This window comes from Marinitoga arctica (assembly GCF_054657315.1).
This window is the reverse complement of sequence record NZ_BAAHYY010000037.1, coordinates 1-20,508: the sequence shown is the minus strand read 5'-3', so window position 1 is coordinate 20,508 and position 20,508 is coordinate 1. Positions and strand designations below refer to the sequence as shown.

Annotated in this window: 20 protein-coding genes; 1 reads left to right on the top strand and 19 read right to left on the bottom strand. The window is 26.5% G+C overall.

The features are described from left to right. Nucleotides 1–34 precede the first annotated feature (34 nt). Together ACYQ44_RS09220 and ACYQ44_RS09215 are read right to left on the bottom strand one after the other, a co-directional pair. Nucleotides 35–2,833 carry an AAA family ATPase gene (locus tag ACYQ44_RS09220; protein WP_459996775.1) on the bottom strand — a complete coding sequence of 933 codons (2,799 nt, stop codon included), beginning with the start codon at nucleotides 2,831–2,833 and terminating at the stop codon, nucleotides 35–37. Continuing rightward, nucleotides 2,820–3,977, bottom strand: a complete 1,158-nt coding sequence (locus ACYQ44_RS09215) for a metallophosphoesterase family protein (RefSeq protein WP_459996773.1) — start codon at nucleotides 3,975–3,977, stop codon at nucleotides 2,820–2,822. Before ACYQ44_RS09215 ends, ACYQ44_RS09220 begins: the two co-directional genes overlap by 14 nt. A 132-nt stretch (nucleotides 3,978–4,109) precedes the next feature. Between ACYQ44_RS09215 and ACYQ44_RS09210 the strand changes: the two genes are divergently transcribed. Next, nucleotides 4,110–6,722, top strand: coding sequence for a M1 family aminopeptidase (locus tag ACYQ44_RS09210; protein ID WP_459996771.1), 2,613 nt, complete (start codon nucleotides 4,110–4,112; stop codon nucleotides 6,720–6,722). 40 nt (nucleotides 6,723–6,762) lie between these two features. Here ACYQ44_RS09210 and ACYQ44_RS09205 read toward each other — a convergent pair whose 3' ends face one another. From ACYQ44_RS09205 to ACYQ44_RS09125, 17 genes are all read right to left on the bottom strand, one after another. Further along, nucleotides 6,763–8,610 carry an FAD-dependent oxidoreductase gene (locus tag ACYQ44_RS09205; protein WP_459996769.1) on the bottom strand — a complete coding sequence of 616 codons (1,848 nt, stop codon included), beginning with the start codon at nucleotides 8,608–8,610 and terminating at the stop codon, nucleotides 6,763–6,765. 13 nt (nucleotides 8,611–8,623) lie between these two features. Next, on the bottom strand, nucleotides 8,624–9,736 hold the full coding sequence (locus ACYQ44_RS09200; RefSeq protein ID WP_459996767.1) for an NADH-quinone oxidoreductase subunit D: 1,113 nt from the start codon (nucleotides 9,734–9,736) through the stop codon (nucleotides 8,624–8,626). Next, complete coding sequence (locus tag ACYQ44_RS09195) at nucleotides 9,733–10,248, bottom strand: NADH-quinone oxidoreductase subunit C (protein ID WP_459996765.1); 516 nt, start codon at nucleotides 10,246–10,248, stop codon at nucleotides 9,733–9,735. The genes ACYQ44_RS09200 and ACYQ44_RS09195 overlap by 4 nt, the downstream gene beginning before the upstream one ends. Beyond that, a complete protein-coding gene (nuoB, locus tag ACYQ44_RS09190) occupies nucleotides 10,232–10,825 on the bottom strand; it encodes an NADH-quinone oxidoreductase subunit NuoB (RefSeq protein WP_459996763.1) in 594 nt (197 codons plus the stop codon). The genes ACYQ44_RS09195 and nuoB overlap by 17 nt, the downstream gene beginning before the upstream one ends. Next, nucleotides 10,816–11,727, bottom strand: a complete 912-nt coding sequence (locus ACYQ44_RS09185) for a respiratory chain complex I subunit 1 family protein (RefSeq protein ID WP_459996760.1) — start codon at nucleotides 11,725–11,727, stop codon at nucleotides 10,816–10,818. The genes nuoB and ACYQ44_RS09185 overlap by 10 nt, the downstream gene beginning before the upstream one ends. Continuing rightward, nucleotides 11,724–13,565 carry a proton-conducting transporter transmembrane domain-containing protein gene (locus tag ACYQ44_RS09180; RefSeq protein WP_459996758.1) on the bottom strand — a complete coding sequence of 614 codons (1,842 nt, stop codon included), beginning with the start codon at nucleotides 13,563–13,565 and terminating at the stop codon, nucleotides 11,724–11,726. The genes ACYQ44_RS09185 and ACYQ44_RS09180 overlap by 4 nt, the downstream gene beginning before the upstream one ends. 1 nt (nucleotide 13,566) lies before the next feature. Then, nucleotides 13,567–14,967 (bottom strand): complex I subunit 5 family protein, encoded by a 1,401-nt coding sequence (locus ACYQ44_RS09175; protein ID WP_459996756.1) that lies wholly within the window; start codon nucleotides 14,965–14,967, stop codon nucleotides 13,567–13,569. Next, nucleotides 14,960–15,304, bottom strand: coding sequence for a sodium:proton antiporter (locus ACYQ44_RS09170; protein WP_459996754.1), 345 nt, complete (start codon nucleotides 15,302–15,304; stop codon nucleotides 14,960–14,962). The genes ACYQ44_RS09175 and ACYQ44_RS09170 overlap by 8 nt, the downstream gene beginning before the upstream one ends. Next, nucleotides 15,305–16,054: a Na(+)/H(+) antiporter subunit B gene (locus ACYQ44_RS09165; RefSeq protein ID WP_459996776.1), complete on the bottom strand. Its 750-nt coding sequence runs from the start codon at nucleotides 16,052–16,054 to the stop codon at nucleotides 15,305–15,307. Continuing rightward, complete coding sequence (locus ACYQ44_RS09160) at nucleotides 16,054–16,299, bottom strand: Na(+)/H(+) antiporter subunit B (protein ID WP_459996752.1); 246 nt, start codon at nucleotides 16,297–16,299, stop codon at nucleotides 16,054–16,056. Before ACYQ44_RS09160 ends, ACYQ44_RS09165 begins: the two co-directional genes overlap by 1 nt. Next, nucleotides 16,286–16,627, bottom strand: a complete 342-nt coding sequence (gene mnhG / locus ACYQ44_RS09155; RefSeq protein ID WP_459996750.1) for a monovalent cation/H(+) antiporter subunit G — start codon at nucleotides 16,625–16,627, stop codon at nucleotides 16,286–16,288. The genes ACYQ44_RS09160 and mnhG overlap by 14 nt, the downstream gene beginning before the upstream one ends. Further along, the gene (locus tag ACYQ44_RS09150) at nucleotides 16,624–16,872 is read right to left on the bottom strand and encodes a cation:proton antiporter (RefSeq protein WP_459996748.1); all 249 of its coding nucleotides are present in this window, start codon (nucleotides 16,870–16,872) and stop codon (nucleotides 16,624–16,626) included. The genes mnhG and ACYQ44_RS09150 overlap by 4 nt, the downstream gene beginning before the upstream one ends. After that, on the bottom strand, nucleotides 16,869–17,354 hold the full coding sequence (locus tag ACYQ44_RS09145; RefSeq protein WP_459996746.1) for a Na+/H+ antiporter subunit E: 486 nt from the start codon (nucleotides 17,352–17,354) through the stop codon (nucleotides 16,869–16,871). The genes ACYQ44_RS09150 and ACYQ44_RS09145 overlap by 4 nt, the downstream gene beginning before the upstream one ends. 72 nt (nucleotides 17,355–17,426) lie before the next feature. After that, nucleotides 17,427–17,747: an ArsR/SmtB family transcription factor gene (locus tag ACYQ44_RS09140; protein ID WP_459996744.1), complete on the bottom strand. Its 321-nt coding sequence runs from the start codon at nucleotides 17,745–17,747 to the stop codon at nucleotides 17,427–17,429. 302 nt (nucleotides 17,748–18,049) lie between these two features. Beyond that, nucleotides 18,050–19,675, bottom strand: a complete 1,626-nt coding sequence (locus ACYQ44_RS09135; protein ID WP_459996742.1) for a putative manganese-dependent inorganic diphosphatase — start codon at nucleotides 19,673–19,675, stop codon at nucleotides 18,050–18,052. Nucleotides 19,676–19,771: 96 nt separating this feature from the next. Beyond that, nucleotides 19,772–20,086 (bottom strand): ferritin family protein, encoded by a 315-nt coding sequence (locus ACYQ44_RS09130; RefSeq protein WP_459996740.1) that lies wholly within the window; start codon nucleotides 20,084–20,086, stop codon nucleotides 19,772–19,774. Nucleotides 20,087–20,097: 11 nt separating this feature from the next. Next, on the bottom strand, nucleotides 20,098–20,508 hold a 411-nt coding region (locus ACYQ44_RS09125; protein ID WP_459996738.1), incomplete at its 5' end, for a hypothetical protein.

The following is a 20,508-nucleotide window of genomic DNA, read 5'->3' as shown; positions in this document are numbered from 1 at the left end:
GCAAAATATGCTGGGATTAATAATTAAATATAACTTATAATTTAATTATATTTTCTGCCATTTCTGAGAATGTACCATCGTGAGTTACTATAAATACCTGTTCAATCTCATTTAACATGTTTTTGAGATTTTCTGCAAGCATAATACGTCTTTCTTCATCAAGATTGATCGTAGGTTCATCTAAAATATACACATTAGCTTTTGATAAAAATTTTGCTAGAGCTGTTCTAATAGAGATAGCAACACTAACTTGTTCTCCACCCGAAAGAATTGAAAATTCCCGATCTCCTTTTATAAGATCTCTTAAAACAACTAAATATTCTTTTTCTGAATTCCAGATAATCTCTTCATTTTTACCCGATATTTTTCTGTAATTTTCAGTAGCAATATTGGAAATAATATTGGTAAATTCCGAGCTTACATATTTTCCCATAGATTTTATTTTATCTCTAAATTCTTTTGTAAGAATGTATTTCTTTTCAATAACTTTTTTTTCTTTTTTTAATGTATTTATTTTTTTAATTTTTTCCTGTTTTTCTTTTAATCTGTTTAATATGTTTTTTCTTTCGTTTTCAAAAGAACTATATTCTGAATTTAAATTAATTAACGAATTTTTAATCTCTTTTAAATTAAAATCTAAATTCGTTTTTTCCTTTTCTAATTCTTCTAAAATTTTATGCTTTTTAATTTCTTCATTTAACTCAAATATTTTGTTTTTTATTTTTATTATATTTTTTATAATTTTTGATAATTCTATAGAATATTTTTCAAGATTCTCAGCTGTTTTTTTATGTTCTATATATTCTTCATAATCTCTTTTATATTTTATTTTAGTTTTTTCAATTTCATCTTTTTTCTTTCTTAAATTTTCTAATTCAATATCAATATTTTCATATTCCTTAATCAAAATGTTTAACTTATCTATTTTTTCTATATTTTTTGCTATTTCTTTTTTAAATAGGTCTAACTCGTTTTGCAATTTTCGAATTTTTTCGGTATAATCAAAATTTTCTTTTTTCAAATCTTTTATCTGCTTCATTAAATTTTTTATTTCGTTATTGATTTCTGTTTTTGATGAAATTATATTATTTGAAATCTTCTCTAAATATTTTTCTTTTTCAAAAAGATCTGTATATCTCTCTTCTAATGCTTTTTTTTGTTTTAATAACTTTTCTTTTAGTTGTTTTTTTTCATTAAATTCATTTATTTTATGTTCATAAGTATTTATATTAATTTTTATTTCATTTCTTTTTTCTTCCAACATTATTTTTTCCTTTTCAGGGTTGTTGAGACTTTTTATTTCATTATTTATTTTATTAATCTCTTTTTTCAATTCACTGATTGATTTTTTAAAGTAATTATAACTTCCACCTTTTTCTTCAATATTTAAACATTTCTCATTTAATATGGGACAAATACCATTTGACAGTTGCGATTTAGATTTCTTTAGATTTTCTATTTTAATATTCAATTTTTCAAGTGTTAATTTTAAGTTATTCTCTTTTTCAATTTTCTCTTTTATTATTTGATACTTGTTTTCCAATTCATTTAAATGATTTAAGTTTCTATTTTTTAATTCTAATATTTCTTTTTCTTTTTCTAATTCAGATTCTATGTTATCTAAATTTATAATTATATTATTATACACTTTAAAATCACTTTCAAATTTAACTCTTTCTTTTGCATAAATTGACTCTTTTTTTAGTATTTTTTCAAATTCCAATTGATAAGAATTAATCAAATTATTTAATTCTAATATCTTGTTTTTATTATTAAACAAATCATTTGTTATATTTTCTATATTTTCGCTTAGATTTTTAACCTTTTCTTTAGTTAGGTTATTTTCATTTTCTAATTTAATTAAGTCTTTTTGCAACGTATTTTTTGTTTCAAATTTTTGTATTAATTTTTTCTCTGAGTTATTTAACTCGTTTAATTGTTTTTCAGAATTTATGTATATTATATATCCATCTTTTGTTTTTTCTAATATTTTCTTTGACTTTTGAGCATTTTTTATTTGTTCTTCTAAATTCATTTTTTTATCTTCATTATTTTTAAGTATTGTTTTTTGCATTTCAAATAAGTGCATTATTTCTTTTATTTTATTTATTTCAATGATAATATTGTTTTTTTCTTCCTCCAATCTCTTTTCTGTTTTTTTTAGAATTGAAATATTCTCTTTTAAGTCTTTAATTTTATTATCAACTTCATCAGCCTTTTCTTCAATTCCATCATAATCTGATAAATGTTCTTCCAAAACATTGATTCTCTCTTCAATTTTTTCTAAATTACTTTTATATTTATTTTCTGTAAATAAGAGAGAATATGAAATTTTTTCGTATATTTCAGTATCGAATATTTTATTAAATAACTCTTTTCTTTGAGAAGGGCTCAAATTGAATACATTCACAAGATCGTTTTGATAAGCACTCATAACATTTTTAAAAATTTCCTTTGCGTTTTTACCTTTAATTCCTGTTAATTCGCTGATCTTTTTTAATATTATGTCTTTTCTTTCGGATAATATATTTCCATATTTTTCTTTTAAAATGAATTTACTTTGATTTCCTATTTTTCTTTCAATTATATAATCTACCAAATCATTTCCAGTAAATTCTATAGTTATTGTTGCAAATTTCGCATCTTTATTTACAGCATTTTTTAGATTTTTATCTCTTGGTTCAACATCAAAAAGAGCAATACCCAAGGCCTCAAAAACAGAGCTTTTCCCAGCTCCGTTATTGCCTAATAAAAGATTTATTCCGTTTTCAAATTCAAATATTTTATTTATATGATTCCTATAATTTTTTAAGGTAATTTTATTTATCTTCATTTAAATCACCTTCTATTAATTTATTTAAAAAATTATCAAATACATCAAAAATTTCGTTTTCATTTTCTTCAACTTTGTCTTTTAATATTTCTATATAATCCACTGTATCAATGCTATTTTTAGAAAAAATATTTTCCCATTTTTTAATAACTTTATTTTCTATACTTTTTGTATCAACCTCTTCAAAAGAGTTATATTCTTCATTAATGGTATATTTTATCTGTGTTATTACTTTTAATGCCCCTTTACTTTTTAAAATTTCTTCTATTAGCTTAATATCTATTAATTTGTTAGAATCATTTGTAATTTTTAATTTAAGTATTTCATTGTTTTCAACATTAATATTTTTTATTTCTTCTATAATATTTTCTGTTGAATCAAAAACGTAAGATGTAAGTTTTCTTTTTTTTGACAAATAAAAATTATATTCTTTAATTTCTGTATCAAAAATTATATATCCTTTATTTTCATTTTCGTTTAAATCCCAATATTCTGGAGATCCTGGAACAAAAAAATAAGGATCATTTTTAGGATATACGTTATAAGTATGCAAATGACCTCCAGCCATATATAAAACTTTATCTTTAAACAAATCTATTATTTCTTTTTTTGTACATCCTGGAATGAACTTTCCACCAATTCCAGTATGTACAATTACAATATTTTTTTCATTTTTATTTAATTTTTTCGACAATTCTAAAAGAATATCATCTATTAGTATTCCATGATATGGTATCCCGTAAAAATTTATATTATCTATCTTTATAGGAAAAAAATTATAGTCATCTCCTTTTTTTTCAAATTTTGGTACTTTAACTAATCCTTTGTTTTCTAAATAGAATATCCAGGAATCATCATGAGAATAAATTTTATCATGATTGCCTTCTATTAATAATGTTATAATTCCAAATTTTTTAAGTTTTTCAAGAATATTTTCCGTTTTAAATAATATATCAGGCAACAATGAACTACGATCAAACAAATCTCCTGCAATAATAAAAATATCTACTTTATTTTCAATAGCTTTATTAACAATATATTCAGCAGCTAAAAAGTAATCTTCATAACGTATTTTAGAATATTCTCCAATTCCACCAGCAGGTCTTCTCCCTAGATGCCAGTCAGAAGTATGTAAAAATTTCATTTTTTCTCTCCTTTTTTAGTGTAATTTTTAACTTTATATGTAAATTATTATATCATAATTTATATAGTTTATGATATAATACTAATTGTTTTTATCAATTGTTTTTATCAAAAAATTTTAGGAGGGATGTTAGTGAAAAAATATATATTACTAATGTTTATATTATTTTCTTATTCAATATTTGCAGCAAATTATGAGTTAACCGTTAGGTATGTAGAAAATTTAAAAGTTATATACGGCACCTTAAAAGTACATCTTTCAAATAATGAAGATCCATATTTTGCTTTATTTCCTAACTTAGAAAGTAAAGATAATCCTTATATAAACGCATTATTTGAATCAAAGGTAAAATCTAAAATTGAAATTTTAGAAGTTAAAGATGAAAATAATAATTATTTAGATTATACTATAGAAGACTATCCATCAAAAAAATTTAGAGATTATCAAATAAAAAATTCCCTTTTAAAGGTAAATTCAAAAGAAAAAACATTAATAATAAAATTTAAGACGTATTTAATTGATGGAAATGCACCTGATAATGTTGTTTTTGATGATATATTAATATGGAGATTTGGATGGTATCCAATAATTATTAATAAAAATACAGATTATTTACTTCCTTCACATAATGTTTCGATAAAATTTGAAAATTTAAACAAAAACTTTATCCCCATAATTTCAGGCATATATAATGACGAGGAATACCATTCATATGGAAAATATAGATCTATGCCTTTAGTATTAGTAAATAAAAATTCATATAAAAAACTTACATTAAATACAAAAAATTATGAAATTAATATTTGGTTTAGAAAAGGTCAAGAACAAAGAGCGGCTATTATGGTTACACATGTAATAAAAACATTAGAATTGCACACAAAAAATTTTGGCGAATTAAAATATAAAAAAATAAATGTTGTTCAAGATCCTTATCCAGGAATATATGGAATGGCTGCTGATGGCATGTTCTTGCTAGGAGATGGTTTTTTTACTACAGCTGATTTAATATTACCAGGTTTATTTGAACCACTAACGTTTTATGTTGTATCTCATGAATTAGCCCATATGTGGTTTGGAATAGGCGTTGGAGTAGATTTTGCTAACAACAATTTTATGAGCGAATCATTAGCTGATTATGCTGCTCATATTTCAATGTATGAAAGATATGGTGATGATAAATTATACAATGTTTTTTTACCTGACCTATTGGTAAAAAGCATTTCTACTAATATTGTAAAAAATTTTTCAGAACTAGATCAGTCAGCAATTTTTAATTTAGGTTATTATAATATTAAAAATGCAATAACAGATGATATTACTAAAATCCCTGCAAATTTTACTTCATACATTTATTATAATAAAGGGAAAAGAGCATTATTTTCATTAGAAGATTATTTAACAAGAAATAAAATGATAAAAATATTATCAGAATATTATCATTATTATAGAGATAAAACACCATCTAAAAAAGATTTCTTGGATTTCCTTTCAAAATACGTAGAAAAAGATATTTTATATGATCTTTTTGAAAATCCAAAAAATTTTGATGCATCTATAAAATTATCAAATAATAAAAAGAAAATTTTAATTGATTTAGATAATATGAAAATCCCAACAAAAGTTAGAATTATAACTGATGATGGAACGAAAGAATTTATAACAACTAAAAATATTGAATTAGAATATATACAACCAATGATAATAGACTTAGACCCTGATATGCATACTTTTGATATAGAAAGACATAATAATCATTTCCCAATTCAAATTAGTAGTAATATAATTAACTCTAATAATTCTAAGTATGATGCATATGAATTTAATTTAAAAGGAGATTTCAAATATACAAATAATTATTCAACACAATTTGTTTCTTTATCCTTTGAAAAATATCCATATTATAATATTGATTTAGGCCAATATTCTACATTTTCAAGTAATTATAATTTAATTGATATTGGATTAACTACTAATTTAAACTTAAATCCTAATCCTTGGACAATCTTAGAGCTTAATTATTTGAAAAGTTATTATTTTGATATACAGGATTTAAATGGTAATTTTATGTTATCTATTCCAAATGAATTGGATATAGGCCAATCATCAAAAGTTATTGCTTCAACAACACATTTGGGAGTTGATGGACAATTCTTAGATTCTAACAATTATTATTTAAGTCCTTATATAATATTTGAAAATTTATATAATTTAGGATTATATTTTACAGGTCAATATTATTTTATGAATAGTTTAAATAACAATATCCATGCTTTTTCATTTAATACAGCTTATTTTTTCGATAATTACTCTCCAATATTGAATTCATTTAGTATAGAATTGGATTATTCAAATAACTACGTGTTTAATCCATTATATGGAAAAGTTTCATTAATCAAGGAAAATGATGAATTATTAGATAGCTTAAATTCAGCAAAGCAAATTTTAGGTGTAAACCTAGAACTACTAAATTTTTCTGATAATTCCAATAAAAGAACAAATTTTTATAATTTATTTTCTATAGGAGATACTGATATAACATTAAACTTAATTTATAAAAATGTAGACTATGATAATCTTTTTGGACTATCTTGTGTAATTTCACCGGAAATCTATCTTCTTTTAGATCAAAATATACCTATAAATTTAGAATTTAATTATTATTACTATCCAAAATCAAATCTAGATACAGTTACATTTTCTCTAAGTACTTCTCTAGATACCACTATACGAAATATTATAAAATAAAAAAGGTGAAGGGGATCCCTCACCTTTTTTATTTTAAACTTTATTTTTTATCTTTATCATAACCTGTTAAATAAAAATCTATTCCCTGAGCAGCCTTATGACCATCTGCAATACCATGAATTATATCTGGACCATGAACTATATCTCCACCAGCAAACAACCAAGGAACTCCTATAACATGATTGTATTCATCAGTCTTTAGTCGTCCTCTTTCAATAGTTACTTTTTCTTTAATATCTTCTGGTAAATAAGAATAATCAGGCATTTGACCAATTGCTTCAACAACTAAATCAGCTTCTAATTCTAAAACTTGTGATTCATCATATTTTGGATTAAATCTTCTGTTTTCATCAAATATAGACAAAACTTTTTTAAATCTAACCTTTTTAACTTTATCACTATCTGTTGTTATTTCAATAGGTCCCCAACCTGGATGGAAGATTACTCCTTCTTCTCCACCTTCATGTTTTTCATCCCAATCAGCAGGCATTTCATCTAATGTTCTTTCCAAACTTACAACATGAACTTCTGACTTACCATATTCTATATTTTGTAATCTTACCATTGTTCTAGCCACATCCATAGCAACATTTCCTCCACCAATAACAACTAATTTTTTAGGAATATATGGCTTTGGTCCATCTCCAATTATATAATATTTCATTTCTTTTAATACAACCATAGCTTGTTTTACCATAGGATGCTCTGTTCCAGGAACGCCAGTTGATCTACCTAATGTAAAACCAGTAGATAAAAATACTGCATCATAATTATCCTTCAATTCTTCTAATGTTACATCTACTCCAACTTTTGTATTAAATCTAAATTCTACTCCTAATGATTCTATATACTTCCAATCTTTTTCAAATGACTCAAGTGGTAATCTATATGTTGGTCCACCATAATTTAAAACACCACCAGGTCTTTTTTCAGCTTCAAACACTGTAACTTTATAGCCCATTAATATCAAATAATATGCAGCTGATAAACCTGCAGGACCTCCACCTACAATAGCAACATTTTTATCTGTTTTCTTAATAATTTGTTGATCATGTTTTAAAACATCATGATATTCTTCTGCTGGAATTTGATCAACTATATATCTTTTTAACCATCTTATAGACACAGCTTCTCCTCTATGCCCAATAGTACATGCAGTCTCACATCTATGAGTACACATTTTACCACAAACTAATGGTAATGGATTTGTTTTATATAACCATCTTAATCCTTCTTCAACATTATCATCATATACTGTTCTAATATAATCTGGAATATCCATATGTGCAGGACATGTTTTTGTACAAATTCCACAGTCAACACATCTTGCTGCTTCTTCTATTGCTTGTTGTTTCGAAAAGCCTTTTACTACTTCAAGAAATGTTTTTTTCCTAGTATCAGCATCAAGAATTTCCATTGGAACTCTTTCAAGATCAAGTAATTCAGAATCTTCTGTTCTTTGATATGCTTTTTCAACTTCTATATGATGAATTCCATCTTCTTTTGGTAAGAAAAAGAATGTATTTGGATCTTTTGATAGATGTATATATTCTTTTGACATATTTAATGAACCTGTTGTACATATATCAACACATAAACCACAGAAAGTACATCTCCCATAATCAAATGCAGGTCTTTCTGGTTTTGAGCCTTCCTCATCTGGTAATTCAGGAATTTTTATCATATTTATAGCTTCAGCAGGACATATTTTAGAACATGTTCCACAACCAATACATTTTTCCCAATCATTTGTATGAAAACCTCTATAATTATCTGCAGCTTCTCTTGGATTCTTTATAATATCATCTAAAGGTAAAGTTACCGGTTTCTTTGTTAAATATTTCCAAGCTTTTGCTGGTGAAAAGAAGCTTTTATTTATTTCAGACATTTTCTCACCTCACCTACCTATCAATTTCTGGAGCACATACTCCCATTGTATCTAACCAAATAGCTACATCATCTATTCTTGTACCAGGTAAATATTTTTCAATTCCTAATAATCCCTGTGGGTATGAAGCTCCTCTAACAGCTATTCTATATGGCATATTTGAACCATCAGAAACTATATAATAACCATATTCGCCACGTGCACACTCAATGTGACTAAATACTTGTCCTTTAGGCACTCTCCATCTTAATGCACTACCTCTTGAAAAACTAACTCTTACAGGACCCTCTTTAGGCATTTTATCTAATACTTGTCTAATTATTTTAATACTTTGTTGTATTTCTTTATATTTTATTGTTAACCTGGTATATGCATCAGAGTATGTTGCAGTTGGTACTTCAAATTCCACTTCGTCGTATCTAGCATATGGATCAACTTTTCTTATATCATAAGGTTTTCCAGACGAAGACCTCAATCCTATACCAGTAACTCCTAATTCCCAACATACCTCTTCAGGAAGAATAATATTATCTACTGTTCTTGCTTGAACCATTGGATTTTTTAATATTAAATCTTCATATTCTGGTAACCTATTCTCTAAATAATCTAAGAAACTCTCTATTTTCTTTTCTATACCTTGAGGAAGATCTTTTCTAACTCCACCTGGAACAATATACATATGATATATTCTTGCTCCAGTAATTTCCTCAAATATATCAAGAATTAAATCTCTATCCGCTATTGCCCAATTAGGTCCTGTATACAATCCAGTTGGACCACCTATTCCACCTAAAGACATTAAATGATTTGCAATTCTTGCTAATTCTAAAATAATCATTCTTATCCAATGTGCTCTTTCAGGAACATCAACATTAGCTAATGTTTCTACTCCCATTGCATAAACCATTTCGTTTATATCAGGTTCAGGAACACAAATTCTTGGTATTAATGCAAGATTATTCATCCACAATCTTCTTTCCATTAATTTTTCAAATCCTCGATGGAGCATTCCAGGAACTGGTCTAGCTTTTTCAACAATATCTCCATCAACATAAAGGTGAACACTAAAATTACCATGCATACCAGGATGATTAGGACCTAAAAAAAGTTTTACTTCTCTTTTCATTCAGTTTCACCTTCTTTCGGAATGAAATCAACTTTATATTCTCTAACATCAAATTTTTTCTTTGAATATTCTAATGGATCAAAATCTTTTCTTAATGGTGGTAAATCATCCCATAATTCTAAGAACAAAGGTTTATCAGCTTTTTCATTTCCTTCGAATTCTACACCAAAAAATTCATGAACGTCTCTTTCATAAAATTCTGCACCAGGATAAATATTTGTTACTGTTCTAAATTGTGGATTATCCCTATCAATTTTAGTTCTTATTTGTAATGTTATTGCATTTTCCCAATTCATTAATATGTATACAAGTTGAAATTTATTTTCTTTAATAAAATCAACACAAGTTAATAAAGTTAATTGTTTCCAACCTAGAGATTTTAAATATGATAAAACTGAATGTACTTCTTCGTTTTTCAAATCTATTGCAACTTGGTTTTTGTTCACTATTTCAGCATTTTCAGGATTAAATTTTAATTTTATATCTTCAATTATATTATTCATGGAATTCATCTTTTACATACACCTCCCCAAGGGCACGAACCTGGTTCTTTTTATACCAATCATAATATTTTTCATATCTTTTCCATCCTAAAGCTTCACCTTTTTTTATCATATCCATTAATTTTTTAAATCCACTCATTACAGCCTCAGGTCTTGGCATACAACCTGCTATATATAAATCAACAGGTAAGTAATAATCCAATCTTGAAATAACTGCATATGAGTCATAATAAACTCCACCATTTAGAGTACATGAACCAAATCCCACCAAATACTTTGGATTTTGCATTTGTTCATAAGTATATATAACTCTTCTTAAGGTTTTCACACTTAAATATCCTGTTACCAATAATACATCAGCTTGTCTAGGTGTAGCCATTGGAGCCATACCAATTCTTTCCATATCAAATCTAGATGTCATTGTAGGAGGTAATTCCATAGCACCACAACCTGTACAATAATGCAACATCCAAATTGATTTGCTCCTGAAAATATTTCCAAATTTTTCCCAAAAAGTCAATGTATCTCTGCAATCTAATTCATTTACATCTATTTCATTTATTTTTTCATTTTCATTTAAAGCCATATGCTCACCCCCAAACCGGTGAATATTACAATTGCTGTTTGAATTAAAGCTAATGCTAATGGAACTTTATAATAAAACACAACTAATTGATCTATTTTAAATCTTGCAACTACAGTAGCTATCATTGTTGCTAACATATATACTATGAAATATTTTATTAAGAAAGCTATTAATGTTCCTCCACCTAAGAATAAATTAACAAACAAACCAACTTCAATAAAAGTAGCAAACTCATGTTGTAACATCAACATACCTAAATGTTTTCCACTATATTCAACTAATGGACCAGATGCAATTTCTGCAGGTGCTATAGGCGCATCATAAGGTTTTTTACCTAACATACCCATTAAAGATATAAATCCAACAATTACACCCAATGGCATTCTAAACATATTCCAACCTAAAATACCCATTCCTTGTTGAGCTTGGGCTATCATATGAATAGAAGCCGTTTTGTTTGCATATATAATACCAAATACAGTCATTATAAATGGAACCTCATATGCTAACATTTGTGTTAATGCCCTCATAACCCCTATACTTGCCCATGGATTACCAGAACCAACTGCACTCATAGCCATACCCAACGAACCAACTGCTAATAAATAAACTATAACAAAAAAATTATCTAATTTATTAAAAACTACTAAATTGCCTGCAGGAACAAATATCAAAGTAGCTATCGTTCCACCCAAAGCCATCATTACACCAAAATCATATATAAAACCATGAGAAATTGAACTCTTGCTCCAAGCTTTAAATATATCAATAAAATTTTGATACCAAGGTGAACCAATCCTTCTATGAATTCTAGCAGTAACTTTTCTTTGAATACCCGCTAAAGTTAGTTGCCAGAAAAAAGCTAATAATACTAATAGTGTAGCCATTAAAAATGTACTCATATTTTATCACCCCACATAAATATAGCAGTTATTACAATTGAAATCCAAAAAACTGTAAATGCAGGATTTTCATTAAAGAACCATGTTTTTACTAATTGACCTAATTCCTTTATTCTTAACGCAATTGACTCATAAAATTTTTCCACTGAAGGATGATTTTTATATAATCTTTCAAATGGGGCATAATAATTTGACGAGTAATGATATAAATCTGGATTATGTATAAATTCTGCTGAAGTATATGTATCCATTAAATCTACTGATTTTGATTTTGGTAATATAAAATACAATATAGCGGCAATAACAAATCCTATAGCAAATACCCATGTTACAATCCAAGAGTCCCACATACCATTTGGAGTAATAATCTTAAATCCTTCTATTTCTAAGAATTTAATACCTAATGTTTCTTGAATTTTAGCAATATATTTTAACATCAATCCTGGATATACACCATATAATATTGTTAAACCTGAAATAATTATCATTGGTAATTGCATTAAAAAAGGAACCTCTTTTACATCTTTATGTTTAGGAGATAATTGACCTAAAAATGCTCCTGCTAAAGGCCTAAATACATACATAAATGATCCAACACTACCAAAAAATGTTGCAAAAGCTATAAACATATTTCCTTTTCTAATTAACCCTTGGAATATTAACCATTTTGAAGCAAAACCACTCATTGGAGGAATACCAGCTAATGAAATAATTGCTATTAAATAAACTGCAAATGTAACTGGCATTTTCTTTATTAAACCCCCAAGTTCAGAAATTTTTGTAGTACCTGTTCTATATGCGACTGCTGCAAAAGATAAAAACATAGCAGCTGAAGCCATAGCATGGTTAAATACATGCATCATACCGCCAGCAAACCCTGTTTGATCAACCATTGCTAAACCAATTAAAATGTAACCACTATTACTTACAGTTGAATATGCAATAAGTTTTTTTGCATCATCTTGCTTAATTGCCATTAATGTTCCAATAATAATACTTATAGCTCCAAGAATCATTAGTATATAATTTTCATAAGGGTTATTTATTATATGTAAATGATTACTAAATACTTTTGCTGTTGGTAACACTGCAGTCATTAAGAATGCAATAAAACCACCCATTTTTACAAGACCACCAGATAATACTGGAGAAAATGTATGTGGTGCATTTCCATGAGCTATAGGCAACCATGTATAAAATGGGAAAATACCTAATTTGGTTAGTCCTGCCATTACTATTAAGAAGAAAAATAATGATGCAAATTTTGGATCATTTGACATGTTCTGTATATTTGTTCCTATATCAAATGTGCCAAATTTTACATTTAACATTAAAATTGCATATAACATTGAAAAAGAACCAATTGTACTAATTCCGTAATACACAACTGTAGCTCTTCTTGATTTTCCTAAAGGAATTATAAACATTGAAGACCAAACAACTAATTCCCAAAAAATGAATAATGTTAAAAAGTCTTTTGCATAAAATACACCAATTGTTCCGCCTAATGATAACAAATAAAACAAATTATAAGCTGATGGGTGTATAAGTTTTTCCATCCAATATAGATTAAAAAATGAAACCATAGAGTAAACTATAACCATAACAATTGAGAAAAACCATGCATAATTTGAAGTGATTAAATTTAATGAATAATTTCCATAATTGAATATATTAAATATATCTCCTGAAGAATCTTTTAGAGTATAAATTACAAATAACGAAACTAGTGATATTATAATTGTTAACCATGCACCAGCTTTAGAATTCACTCTGCTTACAAAGTATGTTACTAAACCGCCTAATAATATAAATAATATTAAAGTATTCAAAGCCATTTCACATCCCTCCCGGTATATTGGAAAGGTAATTACTTATACCTTGAGTTATAAATTCTGGATTATAACTAATATAAAGAATAAATAATCCTACCGCTACTGCTAATATTGTATAAGCAAATGTATTTTCCAAAAATAATTTTGTTGTAAATTCTTCTTTTGATTCTTTTCCTTCTTCTCCAGGATTCCATAATTTAACTAGCATTCTAATGAAGTAAATACCTTCAATTAAACTTGCAAATAGTATTAATGCAGGAATCCAAAAATTATTTAATTTGAATAGATTTGTTAATGTAAATATTTTTACATAAAAACCATAGAATAATGGTAATCCAACTAAAGAAAGTGCTGCTACTGAAAATCCGAAACCTATTAATTTATGTTTTTTAAATAAACCTTGTAATTTATCTACATTATCTGTACCAGCATAAATGTACATTGCTCCTGCAATTGTGAACATTAATAATTTAGCAAAAGCATTATTTGCAACTTGCATCATTGCTCCGCCTGTAATTCCAGCTAAGAATAATGTAGCTATTAAACCAGCCTGTCCTATACTTGAAAATGCAAGAATACTCCTTACATTCTTTTGTGCAAAAGCTGCAATTTCTCCAAATACAAATGTTAACACTGTAATTGTTAGTAAGAATGTTTTCAATGTTCCATCTACTACAAATATATTTGTAAACATTCTTCCAAACATCATAATAGCAGCTGTTGCATATGCAGAAGCAAAGATTCCACCATTTAAATCATTAACATTTCCATATACCATTTTTACCCAACCGTTGAATGGCATTAGTTTAGCTTCTACAGCAAATCCGGCAAATATAAATGTTACTGCTAATAATAATACATTATTATTTACAAGGCTAATTTTTGAAGCCATATCAGCCATGTTTAATGTTCCTACTGTAGCATAAAGAACTATAATTCCTAATAAATAAAGATTTGAGCCAAAAGCTCCTAAGATTATGTAGTTAAATGTTCCTTTAAAATTTTTTGTCATTGTTGACATTATATATGCTGAAATTGATGCAATTTCCAAAAATACAAATAAATTAAATAAATCTCCAGTTAACATCATTCCGTTCAAGGAAGCTAATGAAACTAATAGTACAGTTGAATATTTTTTTATTGATGAAAATGATGTAATTACAGAAGCTGCAAATACAATATTTAAAATAATTAATCCGAAAATAGAATATTGATCTGCTACTAAATTAATACCAAAAGGAGGTTTCCATCCACCAATAATAACTTCTGTTTCTTTTAATAAAAATGCACCTATAACATTAAATAATGTAGCTATTAATAACAACCATTTATCAACACTTTTAAACATAACTGATAAAAATGCAAATAGTAATGGAATCGCTATTAATAAGACAGGATTAATCATTGCTTTCACTCCCCATCTCGTCTAATTCTAAAGTACCATACTTTTCATAAATTTTTCTTACAATTGTTAAAGCCAATGCAGTAACCCCAACACCTATAACTATAGCTGTTAAAACTAAAGCTTGTGGTAATGGATCAACAAATGTTGAATTTGAAGAAGTTACATTTTTAAATAAAATAGGAGCAACACCATCGTTAACATATCCAGTAGAAACGATAAATAAATTAACTCCAATTTCTAAAACATTTAAAGCAACAACTAATTTAATTAGATTTTTTTGAGTTAATAAACCATATATTCCTATCAATATTAAACCTATAAATAAATATTGTATCATTTATTTCCCCTCCTCTGAGAGAAAATCTGAGATTAAATTAGAAAGCTCAGATCCTACTTTTAATCCTACAAAAATATAAATAATTGGAACTATTCCAGCACTAAATAAATCTCCCACAACACCAGTTGGTAAGAAATTATATAAGAAATAACCACCCATCGTTAATCCTAATAAACCAAAAATTAAATACAAACTTCCAGCTGTACCTTCCAAAAATTTAAATGATTTAACTTTTGTTCTAAATTCATCATCTGAAATGTATAATAATAAAACTGCAGATGCTATCATAGAACCACCTGGAAATCCTCCACCAGGAGTTAAATGACCATGTATAAATATGTATATACCTGTAATTAAAATAATTCCAACTATTATTCTAACTGAAGATTTTAAAATAAAATTTGGAGGCGTTTTAAATTTCATTCTTGATTTTCCACTTAGTAATAATCCTACACCTAAAGCAGAAACAAATAATACAGTAACTTCTCCTAAAGTATCAAAAGATCTATAATTTACAACTATAGAAGTAACCATATTAGCAGAACCACTTTCTGCATCTTTAGTTTCTTTATAAATAATTTCTCCTTTATCATCATTTACATTTTTATTTACAAAATTATTAGAAACCCTTTCTTTTAATACAACTTCTCCAAATTTAGGAAATAATTTTCCTTCTCCAGATGAATATAAATTTGTATAAATAAATAATGCTAAAACTAAAACTAATAATCCTGCAATTATTTTTTTCATCATTTTTTATCACCCACCTTTTTTATCGAAAAAAGGGTAAATATAAATATTGCGGTTACTAAACCTGAACCTATAACTGCTTCAGTAATAGCAACATCAGGAGCTTTCATAAAAACAAAAGATATAACAGCTAACATACTTAAAATAGATAAATAAATAACAGAATTTATAATTTTTTTAGATTCAATAGCTAAAAAACCAAATACAAGTAAAATAATACCTACTACTATTTCAATTATTTGCATTTTCATCACCTCTACTTTTGTAGAGTTCATCTAATTCATTTTTTACTAATTTAAAAGGTTTTATGCCGTAAATATAAGAAGCTTTTGCTAAAACAGAACTTCCAACAGGATTTGTAATAGTTAAAAAGATTACTATTAATAATGTTTTTATAAACCATTGTGGTTGTGCAATTCCAACACCCAAAACTAAAGAGAATGTCCCCAAAGTTGTTGCTTTAGTAGCAGCTTGAAGTCTATTATATACATCAGGCATTCTAATAAGTCCTAATCCGCCTAAAACATAAAAAAGAGCACCTATTATCATCAAAATATATCCTATAGTAATCATTTTTTCCCCTCCAAATAACGGGCAATTACAACAGTTTCCAAGAAAGATAATGCCCCATATACTAATGCTATATCCAAATATAAATCACTTTTAAATACATAAGCTAGGAAAACAATTGAACCTGTAATAATAACATTTAAAGTATCTACAGCAACTACTCTATCAGGAGTTGTTGGACCAAATATAAGTCTTAACACTGAAAAAAGGGCACCAAATGTAATTAAAATTCCTATAAAAATATTCATTTATAAATCCCTCCCAATAGTTTCTCAAATTTTCCAGAAACATATTTTTGATATTCTTCGGGAGTTTCGCCTTTTACATCAATCCAGTGAATATAAATATTATCATCGTCTGCATCAATTGACAATGTCCCCGGAGTCAATGTAATAGAATTTGCTAATGTTAATTTTCCAACATTTCCTTTTAATTTTGTAGGGATTTTAACAAATCCAGGATTTAAAGGTAATGAAGGATTTAAAACTCTTGATGCAACATCAAAATTAGCTTTTATCATTTCTATGATAAAAACAGGCACATAGATAAATACAAACTTAAACAATTTTGGAATCAAAGTAAAATCAAAAGAGTAATCAACAACTTTTGATATTACTCCAGATAAAATAATAGAAACTAGCAAACCAGTAAGAATTTCTGGAGTACTAAACCCTGTCAGAGCAACACAAATTGCCCATAAGGTTAGAAAAGTTGAAATATACTTTTTCAAAATACTCCCTCCTTTAAATATATTTGTGAAAAAAATCTTTAATTTGATTAATATTTATTCACATATAATAGATTATGCATTTTTTATTATATTATTTGCTTCATTTAATTCTTGTGAAATTATTCTTTTTCCATCAGATAAAAGCTCTAACACTAACTTATGCTTTAATTTACAATATACGATATTTCCTTTTTTTTCTTTTATAATTATTCCATTTTCTTCTAAAATTTTTAAATGTTGCGATATACTTGATTGACTGGTGCCTAATTTTTCTGTAATTTCTAAAACCGATAGTTTTTTTTCATTCAACAACTTTACAATTCTTAATCTAATTGGATGGGATAAGGATTTAAAAATATTAGATATTAATTTGCATTCATCCAATAATATCATCTCCCTTATAAAATTTAATGGAAAAAGAATATTAGAAAATTCTAATATTATTATAATACAAAAACTCTAATTATAAAAATAGAGATTTTATCTGTTTATTAAGAATAATATTGTGTAATTAATTGTAAATGCTAATATTCAAAAAAATATATAAATTTGAAAAAAATCAGTATTTTATTCTCTTTAATTGTATCTTTACGTTATCTTAAATATAGAGTTTTTTTATCTTATTTATATAAAATAAATCAAATTATTAGAAAAAATATAAAAAATTCCCCTTTATTTAAGGGGAATATAATTGTTTATAAATTTCTAATTATATGTGGCATTATTTGTTTTTTTCTTGAAACTATTCCATTAAAAAAAACTACTTTATTTCCAAAATCTTTTTTAAATATTTTTTCCGCCAATTTATACTGACCTGCTACAAAAATATATGATCCTTCTTTTAAAACATCAGTTAATAAAAATAAAAAAAGTAAATAATTTCTTTCACTCGATATTTTTTCCATAGCATCTAAAATTTTATCTTTTTTATTTAAAATATCACTTGGATCAATTACTTCAATTTGAGATACTGCTATAACCCCACGACTTAATTTTGACTCTTTTAAATCTATTGAAAGAATTTCTTTCTCAGTAAATCCATTTAAATTTGTTTTTGCTTTATACATTTCAATACCAAATTCAATAGGATCAATATTAATTATTTTTGATATTTCTTCAACAGCTATTCTATCCTCTTCTGTACATGTTGGCGATTTTAAAATCATAGTATCTGATAATATTGCTGATAACATTAATCCAGCTATTTCCTTAGGTGGTGTAATATTATATTTTTTGAATAAATCCCATATAATAGTATTGGTTGATCCTACTGGTTTAATATGCGCTGTTATAGGGAGTCCAGTTTCTAAACCGCCTAATCTATGATGATCTACTATTTCCAAAATTTCAGCCTCATCTATTCCTTCAATAGTTTGAGAACGTTCAGAATGATCTACTAAAATTACTTTTTTAGATTTAGGTCTAATTAAATCATGCCTTGTTAAAACACCTTTCACCTTTCTTTTATCATCTATAACAACTGCTACACCTTTTTTATCTTTCATTAATTCTTCTTCAAAATCTTTTAAAATTTCTTCAGGGTATGTAGTCAGTGGATTTTTTTCCATAATTCTTTCAACATGAGTACTAAGTCTTAACAATCTTCCGGTAATATATGTAGTGTGTGGCGAAACAACAATTGGAACATTATTTTTTTTTGCTAATTTAATAATATCATTTTCAGGAGTGAAATTCCCTGTAATAATCAAACAACTAACTTTTTTTTCAATTGCTATTTTTTGAACATCATTTCTATTTCCTGTTATTAACACATCACCTTTATTAATATATTTTCTAACTTCTTCAGAAGTCATAGCACCAATAATAGGGCATCCTTTTAATTTTTTATTTTCATCACCAGTAATTAATTTTCCATTTATTGTTTTAATAGCATCTTTAACCCTAGGCGGATTTTCCTCTAAAGAAAAATTCTGCATTTCTTTTAAAAAGTAATTTGCTAATTCTCTTTCAGTGACTAATCCTTTTAATTTTTTTTCATTATCTATAAGTGGAATGCTTTTTATTTGCTTTTCTAACATTGTATTTCCAATTTCATATATAGTCGAATTTACATCAGCAGTTATAACATTATTCATCATCGCATCTTTAACTTGAATATAAACATTTTCTAATATTTTTGGCTGTGCTATATTAAAATAATTTAAAACGAAGTTACTTTCAGGATTAATCTCTCCTAATCTATAGGGTGTATATTCTTTAGAATTATCTAATTGATTTTTCAAATATGAATAAGTTATTGCTGCAGTTATACTATCAGTATCTGGTCTTTGATGACCAAAAACATATACTTTTTCTTTCATATTTCCCCTCCAATCTAAAAAAGTATTATAACATAAATGAATATAAATTCAAATAATAAACCGGTATCAAAATGATACCGGTTTAAAAAAATTTTTTTAAACATTTTCTTCTTTTATTTTTTCAATTTCTTCTTCTACTTCTTTTGCACCCTCGTTATAATATTTTTCTTCCTCTGGGTCGAGTTCTTTTAATAAACGCAGAAATTCTCCTGCATGAACTTTCTCCTCATTAGCAATATCGATTAAAACCTCTTTTGCTAATTTATTATCTGTTGATTCTGCCAATTGCATATATAGTTGAACAGCTTCATACTCAGCGGCAATCATATAACGAATAGCCCTAATTAATTCTTCATCTGTTAACTTTCTATCGTTTTTTAACACTGAAAATGGATTTGCAAATTCTGGCATTTTTATCCCCCCTAATCATTTTCGCCAAAAAGTATTGTAATGTTCACATTTTTTGTTAAAATAATATGTTTTGTTGCATCTGGAGTGTTTTCTAATAGCAATTTTATATTGTTGTCATCAATATTATTGTTAGCTTCAGTATATACTATTAAAGTATATTCACCTTGAGGAAGATTTTCAATTTTAAAATAATCATCAGTAGTTTCTTGATCATTAGCAATATCATAACCTTCCATTTCTCCACTTTTATTTAAAGCAAGTACAGCAAATTTACCTCCCCAGGGATGTAATTGTCCATCACCCCAATCATCCTTAAAATATCCTTCTATATAATACGTTTTTAAAGATGTTAATTGAGTACATCCAATAAACAAAATAAGAAAAGAAAAAAATAAAATAAAAACACCTTTTTTCATTTTATC

Excerpts from the sequence above, each read along its gene's own strand:
- ACYQ44_RS09180 (WP_459996758.1), bottom strand. The coding sequence starts at position 13,565 with ATGGCTTTGAATACTTTAATATTATTTATATTATTAGGCGGTTTAGTA.
- ACYQ44_RS09130 (WP_459996740.1), bottom strand. The coding sequence starts at position 20,086 with ATGCCAGAATTTGCAAATCCATTTTCAGTGTTAAAAAACGATAGAAAG.
- ACYQ44_RS09170 (WP_459996754.1), bottom strand. The coding sequence starts at position 15,304 with ATGATACAATATTTATTTATAGGTTTAATATTGATAGGAATATATGGT.
- mnhG (WP_459996750.1), bottom strand. The coding sequence starts at position 16,627 with ATGATTACTATAGGATATATTTTGATGATAATAGGTGCTCTTTTTTAT.
- ACYQ44_RS09140 (WP_459996744.1), bottom strand. The coding sequence starts at position 17,747 with ATGATATTATTGGATGAATGCAAATTAATATCTAATATTTTTAAATCC.
- ACYQ44_RS09215 (WP_459996773.1), bottom strand. The coding sequence starts at position 3,977 with ATGAAATTTTTACATACTTCTGACTGGCATCTAGGGAGAAGACCTGCT.
- ACYQ44_RS09195 (WP_459996765.1), bottom strand. The coding sequence starts at position 10,248 with ATGAATTCCATGAATAATATAATTGAAGATATAAAATTAAAATTTAAT.
- ACYQ44_RS09185 (WP_459996760.1), bottom strand. The coding sequence starts at position 11,727 with ATGAGTACATTTTTAATGGCTACACTATTAGTATTATTAGCTTTTTTC.
- ACYQ44_RS09135 (WP_459996742.1), bottom strand. The coding sequence starts at position 19,675 with ATGAAAGAAAAAGTATATGTTTTTGGTCATCAAAGACCAGATACTGAT.
- ACYQ44_RS09160 (WP_459996752.1), bottom strand. The coding sequence starts at position 16,299 with ATGCAAATAATTGAAATAGTAGTAGGTATTATTTTACTTGTATTTGGT.
- ACYQ44_RS09175 (WP_459996756.1), bottom strand. The coding sequence starts at position 14,967 with ATGATTAATCCTGTCTTATTAATAGCGATTCCATTACTATTTGCATTT.
- ACYQ44_RS09205 (WP_459996769.1), bottom strand. The coding sequence starts at position 8,610 with ATGTCTGAAATAAATAAAAGCTTCTTTTCACCAGCAAAAGCTTGGAAA.
- ACYQ44_RS09150 (WP_459996748.1), bottom strand. The coding sequence starts at position 16,872 with ATGAATATTTTTATAGGAATTTTAATTACATTTGGTGCCCTTTTTTCA.
- ACYQ44_RS09165 (WP_459996776.1), bottom strand. The coding sequence starts at position 16,054 with ATGAAAAAAATAATTGCAGGATTATTAGTTTTAGTTTTAGCATTATTT.
- ACYQ44_RS09200 (WP_459996767.1), bottom strand. The coding sequence starts at position 9,736 with ATGAAAAGAGAAGTAAAACTTTTTTTAGGTCCTAATCATCCTGGTATG.
- ACYQ44_RS09220 (WP_459996775.1), bottom strand. The coding sequence starts at position 2,833 with ATGAAGATAAATAAAATTACCTTAAAAAATTATAGGAATCATATAAAT.
- nuoB (WP_459996763.1), bottom strand. The coding sequence starts at position 10,825 with ATGGCTTTAAATGAAAATGAAAAAATAAATGAAATAGATGTAAATGAA.